The sequence below is a fragment of the Cytobacillus sp. genome (assembly GCF_964223445.1).
Classification (GTDB): Bacteria; Bacillota; Bacilli; order Bacillales; family Cytobacillaceae; genus Cytobacillus.
Genome location: NZ_CAXQGS010000078.1, coordinates 24904 through 32471, shown reverse-complemented (window position 1 = coordinate 32471; position 7568 = coordinate 24904). Strand labels below are relative to the sequence as shown.

Genomic DNA, 7568 nt, shown 5'->3' with positions numbered 1-7568 from the left:
GTGCCAAATCAGGTACGGTCCGCTTTGTCGAGGGACGCCATAGTTTAAAGAAAAAGCCAAATCTTGTTATTAAATAATTTCCATAAAAGATAGATAGAAAATGAGAGCTGGCCATCTGTGCCAGCCTGCTCATTTTCATTTCCTTCCTTCTATATTTTCCATATCAAATTTAGTTATTGATTAATTTTCATATTAAGGGGTAAAATAGAGATTGTTTTTTAAATGGCTCCAGCGTCTAACCCCTCGAGGGTCGGGCAGGGCGCTTGCGCTTTTCGAAGAAGAGGATACCTCTAATATCAACTGAAAAACGGACAATAAACCGTTCCATTCCTCGAAACCTTTAATTAAGAACATAATGATAGATTCTTCAGCTATTTTCAGTGCCTCAAAGTATCTTTCCCTTTCCTTTCATATACCGTTCAATATTTATACAGCTGCATATGAAGGAAATGATTGAAAATTTCAAAAGTGTGGTGTAAAAATGGGTTTAAACATTTCAAGTTTAGAAAATATGAAGCTGAAAGAGCTTTATGAACTTGCCCGTGAATATAAAGTTTCTTACTACAGCAAGTTATCGAAAAAAGAATTGATTTTTGCCATCCTAAAAGCAAGAGCAGAGCAGGAAGGCTACTTTTTCATGGAAGGTGTCCTGGAGATCATTCAGTCAGAAGGATTCGGCTTCCTTCGTCCAATCAACTATTCACCAAGCTCTGAGGATATTTATATTTCTGCTTCCCAGATCCGCCGTTTTGACTTAAGAAACGGAGATAAGGTTTCAGGAAAGGTCCGTCCTCCAAAAGAAAATGAGCGTTACTTTGGTCTTCTGCAAGTAGAAGCCGTGAATGGCGATGATCCGGAATCAGCAAAAGAGCGCGTTCACTTCCCTGGTCTGACGCCTTTATATCCAAACCGCCATATGAAATTGGAAACAGGTACAAGACAGCTGTCTACAAGAATTATGGACCTGCTTGCACCGGTTGGATTCGGGCAGCGCGGTCTGATTGTTGCTCCTCCTAAAGCAGGTAAGACCATGCTTTTAAAAGAAATTGCCAATAGCATTACAACCAACCACCCGGAAGCGGAACTGATCGTGCTATTGATTGACGAGCGCCCGGAAGAGGTAACAGACATCGAGCGTTCAGTTGCAGGCGATGTGGTCAGCTCAACATTTGATGAAGTGCCTGAAAACCACATTAAAGTGGCCGAGCTGGTTCTTGAACGAGCTATGCGCCTCGTTGAGCACAAGCGTGATGTTGTTATTTTGATGGACAGCATTACAAGACTGGCAAGAGCTTATAACCTGGTTATTCCTCCAAGCGGAAGAACACTCTCCGGCGGTATTGATCCGGCTGCATTCCACCGTCCAAAGCGTTTCTTCGGTGCAGCCCGCAACATTGAAGAGGGCGGAAGCTTAACGATTCTGGCAACTGCACTCGTTGACACGGGCTCACGCATGGATGACGTGATTTACGAAGAATTCAAGGGGACAGGCAATATGGAACTGCACCTTGACCGCTCCTTGGCTGAAAGAAGAATCTTCCCGGCCATCGACATCCGCCGTTCCGGAACGCGCAAAGAAGAACTTCTTATACAGAAAGATCACCTGGACAAGCTGTGGGCCATCCGCAAATCCATGTCTGATTCACCGGATTTCGCCGAAAAACTGCTTCGCAAGCTAAGACAGACAAAATCGAACGAAGAGTTTTTTGCCAATTTGGCTGAAGAAATGAAGGCTAAGCGCTCGCAGTAAGACCTCATTTGGAAAATCCAGGATGCTGAATTCGCTTATTGCAAAAAACACTTTGACTTGTTATAATGATGACAGTGTGTTTTTGAAGTTTACGGCAATTCATGATTGCCCGTAATATATAACTCTGTTTCGAATGATTCAGGGCGGAAGGAGATGAAAAGAATGAAATCAGGAATTCATCCTAACTATAAAAAAGCAATGGTGAAATGTGCTTGCGGTAACGAGTTCGAAACCGGTTCTGTTCAAGAAGAGATCCGCGTTGAAACTTGCTCTGAGTGCCACCCATTCTATACTGGACGTCAAAAATTCGCTGAAGCTGGCGGACGTGTTGACCGTTTCAATAAGAAATACGGCATTAAGTCAGAACAAAAATAATAAACAACAAAAACAGGCAAGTTAACTATCTTGCCTGTTTTTTATTGCGAAATAACCCTTATTGGATATGAAGAACTGTTTTGAGTGGACCTTTTTGCTTTGAAAAAAGCGCGAGTATAATTAAGATTAACAGCTCGACCCTTTCTTCATAAAATAATGATAACAAGCCATTCTATTAGTTAGAACGAGGAAGGAGAGGCCGTTCATGTACGTTGTGAATCATCACGGATGGGTGGAAGTCATTTGCGGCAGCATGTTCTCCGGCAAATCAGAAGAACTGATTCGCCGTGTGCGCAGAGCTCAGTTTGCCAAACAGCAAATTGCTGTATTTAAGCCGCAGATCGATAACCGATACAGTGATGAAGCTGTCGTTTCACATAATGGAACTTCGGTCATAGCTAGACCCATTTCCCAGTCTACCGATATTTTTAAATACATTACAGCTGATATTGATTTGATTGCCATTGATGAAGTGCAATTTTTTGATGATGAAATTGTAAAAGTCATTCAGCACCTGGCTGACAGCGGACATCGTGTCATCGCTGCCGGACTTGACCAGGACTTCCGCGGAGAGCCGTTTGGCCAAATGCCTGCCATCATGTCGATAGCAGAAATGGTTACAAAGCTTCAAGCTGTCTGTGCCGTTTGCGGTTCACCTGCAAGCCGTACACAGCGCCTGATCAATGGGAAGCCAGCTTCGTATGATGACCCGGTTATTTTAGTCGGCGCATCTGAAGCATATGAACCGCGCTGCCGCCATCACCATGAAGTTCCCAAATCGCCAAATGTTCTGGATAAACAAAAAACAACTGAGTTTTTATCATAATTTTATACGAAGCGATCTCTCTGCCCTGGCGTGTTCCGGGCAGTTTTTTTATGGCCCAGAAAACGGAAAAATGAAGGCGAAATTAAAAATTTCAGCATGAATGCCTCATGTAGCCGAAAGTGGGAGGAGAGCAGAAAAAAGGTCGTCATGAGCGGCTCAGGAAGCCGAAAAAAAGAAGCAAAGCAGTGAGAAGGTCGCCATAAAATGCTCGCTCCAGCTCTGCCTAATATTGGACTGCACATTCCTCCTTATAGCGGACATGCTATAAAAAGGATGTGCAGTAATGAAAAAATTTAGTGTTTTCCTTTTGATGCTCGCATTTCTGGCTGGCTGTGCCAACAATCAGGCAACCGAGAGTGAGTATGACCATGAGACCCAGGATGGAGTTTCATTTATAAATAATGATCTGGACCGCACCGAGGACAATGACACATTGGACCGGACGATGAGCGGTGAGCAGAACCCGAACTTTATCAATTTTGACGGCAAACGCCTGGATAATCAGGATGATATCAACCAGGCCCGCAGGGTGATTGCTGCTCACAATGGGTATCGCCCGGGAGCAGTTTGGGTAAATGGAGAGGATATGTGGGTGACTGCATACCGAAAAGGCAATATGACTCATCAGGAAAAGATTGATTCACAGGCACAATTGCATAAAGATCTCATTAAAGCTCTTCCGACTTATCACATTGAAGTAAAGGTTCAGGAAGACCGCACGTAAAAAATGCCCTGCTTACCCAGGGTATTTTTTTACGCAGCCTTTCTTTTTAATATGACTTTGTTCGAGGTTACATAACTGTGAAGCACCATGCCTACGATCACAAGTGCCATACCTGTAAAAGAAATTCCAGACGGCAAAGGGCTTGACAGCAGCAGCACTTCACCAAGAACAGCAAAAAGGACCTCGAGAGATTGTGTTGCTTCCACTGCCCCCAGCTTTTGCATATTGCCGCGGACGAGGTCAGTGGCTGCAAAAAACAGTACCGTGGCAAAGACGCCGGAAAATAGGGCGACTAAACCGGACTGAGTGACCTGGCCAAAACTGGGTACTCCGCTTGTTGCCAGGGCGGCTGCAGAAAGAACGACCCAGAAAGGAAGACTGGCAATCGTCATTCCGAGCACGCGCTGGTAGGCATCCAGCCGATTTTCACACACATCCATCATTTTACGGTTGCCTAATGGATAGGCAAAAGATGCGATAACTAAAGGAATGATCACAAGCATCGTATCACGAAATGAAATGGAGGAGGCATGCTCGACTTGCATCACAGCAACTCCAAGAAGAATGATCAGGCTCATCATGAGACCGCGAAATGGCACTTTTCCTCTAACCTTAACAGTTCCATTTCCAGTTTGATATGCAACAAAAAAAAGCGGTGCAAGCAGGGAGCCGGAGATAATCGTAATCTGCCAGGTTCCGGCAATCAGCCAGCCGGGACCATAGGCTGCTGCAAAACATAACGGGGCATAAAATAAACCGAAGCCAACAAAGCTCCATAACAGCCATTGCCCGGGAGTTTTTTTCATCTCAGTAAATAATGGCCGCAAATTCCCTCTGAATGCTACAATGGCACCCAAAAGAGGAATCATGAAAAAATAGCGGAGCGATGCGCTCCATAGCCAGCTTCCTCCATCCATTTCCATTGCGCGGTTTAATACAAATGTGAAAGCAAAAAAGAAGGCGGAACAAACGCCTAATAGAATAGCCTTCATGCCAGTTCACCTCATTTCCCTGTTAAAAGCCCGCCAAGGCTCAGCCAGTTTTCCTCCACCAGGCTGGATGCCAGCTGCTCCTGGCCATGCCTGCTCGCTTCCATAATTTTTTTGTGCTGCTCTACAGATTTCAGCCCATTCAAAGATCCGAATTGAGCAATTTCCAGACGCTGAATTTTGGGCATAATTCTCTTTAATGCTGAGATAATTTCGGGATTATCTGCTGCAGAAAGATAAACCTCGTGGAAGGCCTCATCTGCTTTTACTGCACTAAGAATATCCTGTTTTTTCATGGCGGCCTCCAGATTATTATTGGCTGCCTCAAGCCTTGCAAAATCACTCGGCACTAAGCGGGGAACGCCAAGCCTGGCACCTAAAGCATGCAGGGAAGCTGCCACAGGGAAGGCATGGCTGGCACCATCTTCATTTAGAGGTGTGACCCGGGTTGATGAACCGGGCGTTGATACAACGAGCCCTTCATCCTCCAGCCGCTTTAAGGCTTCCCGGACAGGAGTGCGGCTGATCCCAAAGTCTTCTGCAAGCTCCTTATCATGAAGGCGCGAACCCGGTTCAAAATCAAGCTGGATAATATTTTTCTTAAGTGTTTCGTATACTTCATCTCTAAGGGACAAACGTTTAATTGGAGTGATATTTTTATTCTTCATAAAACCAATATATCGGATATCACAGTAACCTGCAATGATTTTTCAGAAAATTTATTAACAGGGAAGAAGTCATCCTTATTCCCGAATGGTTTTGACTGCAACTACCACCTATACTATAATTAGAATGTTATGGAGTTGCGGCTTTTTTAATAAAATAAAACTATACCCCGCTGTGACAATATCCGGCGGTTATTGGATAAAAAATTGAGGTGAATGGCTGTGTTTGATCGTCTTCAATCTGTCGAGGACCGTTATGAAAGATTAAATGAGCTTTTGAGCGATCCGGAAATTGTCAATGATCCGAAAAAGCTTCGCGAATATTCAAAAGAACAGTCTGGTATTCAGGAAACTGTTGACACATACCGCGAATATAAAGAAGTGAAAGAGCAGTATCAGGATGCGCGTGCCATGCTTGAAGAGAAACTTGATGCCGAAATGCGCGAAATGGTAAAAGAAGAATTGGCCGAGCTTGAGGAAAGAAAAGAGGATCTGGAAGCACGTCTGAAAATCCTCCTCATTCCTAAAGATCCTAATGATGATAAAAACGTTATTATGGAAATCCGAGGTGCAGCCGGCGGTGATGAAGCTGCCTTATTTGCAGGTGACTTATACCGTATGTACAGCCGCTATGCCGAGACGCAGGGCTGGAAGATCGATGTCATTGAGGCAAGCTCTACGGGCGTTGGCGGCTATAAGGAAATCATCTTTATGATTAACGGAAATGGCGCTTATTCCAAGCTTAAGTTTGAAAATGGCGCACACCGTGTTCAGCGTGTACCGGAAACTGAATCCGGCGGGCGCATCCACACTTCAACTGCAACAGTTGCGGTTCTTCCTGAAGCGGAAGAAGTGGAAATCGACATTCATGAAAAAGATATCCGTGTGGATACATTTGCTTCAAGCGGACCGGGCGGACAGAGTGTTAACACGACGATGTCAGCTGTTCGTTTGACTCACTTGCCGACAGGTACGGTTGTTTCCTGCCAGGATGAAAAGTCACAAATCAAAAATAAGGAAAAAGCGATGAAGGTTCTTCGTGCCCGTGTTTATGATAAGTTCCAGCAGGAAGCACAGGCGGAATATGACCAGCAGCGTAAATCAGCAGTTGGTACCGGAGACCGCTCTGAGCGCATCCGTACGTACAACTTCCCGCAAAACCGTGTCACCGATCACCGTATCGGCCTGACAATCCAAAAGCTTGATCAGATCCTTCAAGGAAAGCTCGATGAAGTTATTGACGCTCTGATCGTTGAAGAGCAATCTGCGAAGCTGGACAGTGCATCCAATGAGTAATCCAACTATGAAAGTATATGAAGCCCTCAACTGGGCTTCTTCTTTTTTAAAGAAGTCAAACCGTGATGAGAATGCCGGTGAGCTGTTATTGCAGCATTTTATGAAGATGAGCAGGGCAGGCTTTTTGTCTAATTTACGCGAAGATTTGCATCCGGAGGTCCTGGATGAATTCCAGAAGGCAGTGCACGCACACGCAGCGGGCCAGCCTGTTCAGTATATAATCGGCACTGAAGAATTCTACGGGCGCACCTTCCATGTGAATGAAGATGTCCTTATTCCAAGGCCAGAAACGGAAGAACTCGTTTATAATGCTCTTAAGAAGATAAACAAGCTGTTCGGCTCTGTGAACGGGCTTGAAATGGCAGACATCGGTACCGGCAGCGGAGCGATTGCCGTTACGATGAAGCTCGAGAAGCCGGAATTAAATGTCACGGCCACAGATATCTACAGGCCGACCCTTGAGCTGGCTGAGAAAAATGCAGAACAGAATGGCGCGGTAATCGATTTTTTTCAGGGGGACCTTCTACAGCCCCTTATTTCGAAAGGGAAGAAATTTGATATCATACTATCCAATCCTCCATATATACCGGAAAGGGATATCGAGTGGATGTCGGATATAGTCACAGAACACGAACCGCACCGTGCCCTCTTTGCAGGGGAAGATGGACTGGATCTGTACAAGCGCTTTATGGAGGAACTGCCAGCTGTCATCAAAGACCGTGCCCTCATCGGCTTCGAGGTAGGTGCCGGCCAAAGTGAAGCAGTATCTGCACTTCTGAAGCAGGTTTTCCCTCAGGCAAATATTGAAACAGTCTATGACATTAACGGCAAAGACCGGATGGTTTTTGCAAAAATAGAGTAACACAGCCGCCGGAATGGCGGTTATTTTAGGTGAGAGGGACTGCATCAGAATCCTATAAAAAAATTTAATTTTAATAGTTTA

At 45.0% G+C, this 7568-nt stretch carries 9 protein-coding genes; 7 read left to right on the top strand and 2 right to left on the bottom strand.

The window, feature by feature from the left end; all coding sequences use genetic code 11:
- From ACEQ1T_RS14965 to ACEQ1T_RS14945, 5 genes are all read left to right on the top strand, one after another.
- Window positions 1–77 (top strand): hypothetical protein (locus ACEQ1T_RS14965; protein WP_370223544.1); only part of this gene is annotated, 77 nt, incomplete at its 5' end.
- Between the two features lie 404 nt (window positions 78–481).
- Window positions 482–1750, top strand: a complete 1269-nt coding sequence (gene rho / locus ACEQ1T_RS14960; RefSeq protein ID WP_113882361.1) for a transcription termination factor Rho — start codon at window positions 482–484, stop codon at window positions 1748–1750.
- Window positions 1751–1912: 162 nt separating this feature from the next.
- On the top strand, window positions 1913–2125 hold the full coding sequence (gene rpmE, locus ACEQ1T_RS14955) for a 50S ribosomal protein L31 (protein ID WP_009332279.1): 213 nt from the start codon (window positions 1913–1915) through the stop codon (window positions 2123–2125).
- A 205-nt stretch (window positions 2126–2330) separates the two neighbouring features.
- Window positions 2331–2951, top strand: a complete 621-nt coding sequence (locus tag ACEQ1T_RS14950; RefSeq protein ID WP_370223541.1) for a thymidine kinase — start codon at window positions 2331–2333, stop codon at window positions 2949–2951.
- 283 nt (window positions 2952–3234) lie between these two features.
- Window positions 3235–3675 carry a hypothetical protein gene (locus tag ACEQ1T_RS14945; protein ID WP_370223540.1) on the top strand — a complete coding sequence of 147 codons (441 nt, stop codon included), beginning with the start codon at window positions 3235–3237 and terminating at the stop codon, window positions 3673–3675.
- 29 nt (window positions 3676–3704) lie between these two features.
- On the opposite strand, the gene ACEQ1T_RS14940 is transcribed toward ACEQ1T_RS14945, so the two are convergent.
- Together ACEQ1T_RS14940 and ACEQ1T_RS14935 are read right to left on the bottom strand one after the other, a co-directional pair.
- Entirely contained in the window at window positions 3705–4667 is a 963-nt protein-coding gene (locus ACEQ1T_RS14940; protein ID WP_370223539.1) for a multidrug resistance efflux transporter family protein, read from the bottom strand.
- 11 nt (window positions 4668–4678) lie between these two features.
- Entirely contained in the window at window positions 4679–5332 is a 654-nt protein-coding gene (locus ACEQ1T_RS14935) for a GntR family transcriptional regulator (protein ID WP_370223537.1), read from the bottom strand.
- Window positions 5333–5551: 219 nt separating this feature from the next.
- Between ACEQ1T_RS14935 and prfA the strand changes: the two genes are divergently transcribed.
- Together prfA and prmC are read left to right on the top strand one after the other, a co-directional pair.
- Complete coding sequence (gene prfA / locus ACEQ1T_RS14930) at window positions 5552–6625, top strand: peptide chain release factor 1 (RefSeq protein ID WP_009332270.1); 1074 nt, start codon at window positions 5552–5554, stop codon at window positions 6623–6625.
- 7 nt (window positions 6626–6632) lie between these two features.
- The gene (prmC, locus tag ACEQ1T_RS14925; protein WP_370223535.1) at window positions 6633–7487 is read left to right on the top strand and encodes a peptide chain release factor N(5)-glutamine methyltransferase; all 855 of its coding nucleotides are present in this window, start codon (window positions 6633–6635) and stop codon (window positions 7485–7487) included.
- The last annotated feature ends 81 nt before the right edge of the window (window positions 7488–7568 follow it).

What these genes read in the sequence shown, in the direction of transcription:
- ACEQ1T_RS14945 (WP_370223540.1), top strand. Translation starts at nt 3,235, where the DNA reads ATGAAAAAATTTAGTGTTTTCCTTTTGATGCTCGCATTTCTGGCTGGC.
- prmC (WP_370223535.1), top strand. Translation starts at nt 6,633, where the DNA reads ATGAAAGTATATGAAGCCCTCAACTGGGCTTCTTCTTTTTTAAAGAAG.
- rpmE (WP_009332279.1), top strand. Translation starts at nt 1,913, where the DNA reads ATGAAATCAGGAATTCATCCTAACTATAAAAAAGCAATGGTGAAATGT.
- ACEQ1T_RS14950 (WP_370223541.1), top strand. Translation starts at nt 2,331, where the DNA reads ATGTACGTTGTGAATCATCACGGATGGGTGGAAGTCATTTGCGGCAGC.
- ACEQ1T_RS14940 (WP_370223539.1), bottom strand. Translation starts at nt 4,667, where the DNA reads ATGAAGGCTATTCTATTAGGCGTTTGTTCCGCCTTCTTTTTTGCTTTC.
- ACEQ1T_RS14935 (WP_370223537.1), bottom strand. Translation starts at nt 5,332, where the DNA reads ATGAAGAATAAAAATATCACTCCAATTAAACGTTTGTCCCTTAGAGAT.
- rho (WP_113882361.1), top strand. Translation starts at nt 482, where the DNA reads ATGGGTTTAAACATTTCAAGTTTAGAAAATATGAAGCTGAAAGAGCTT.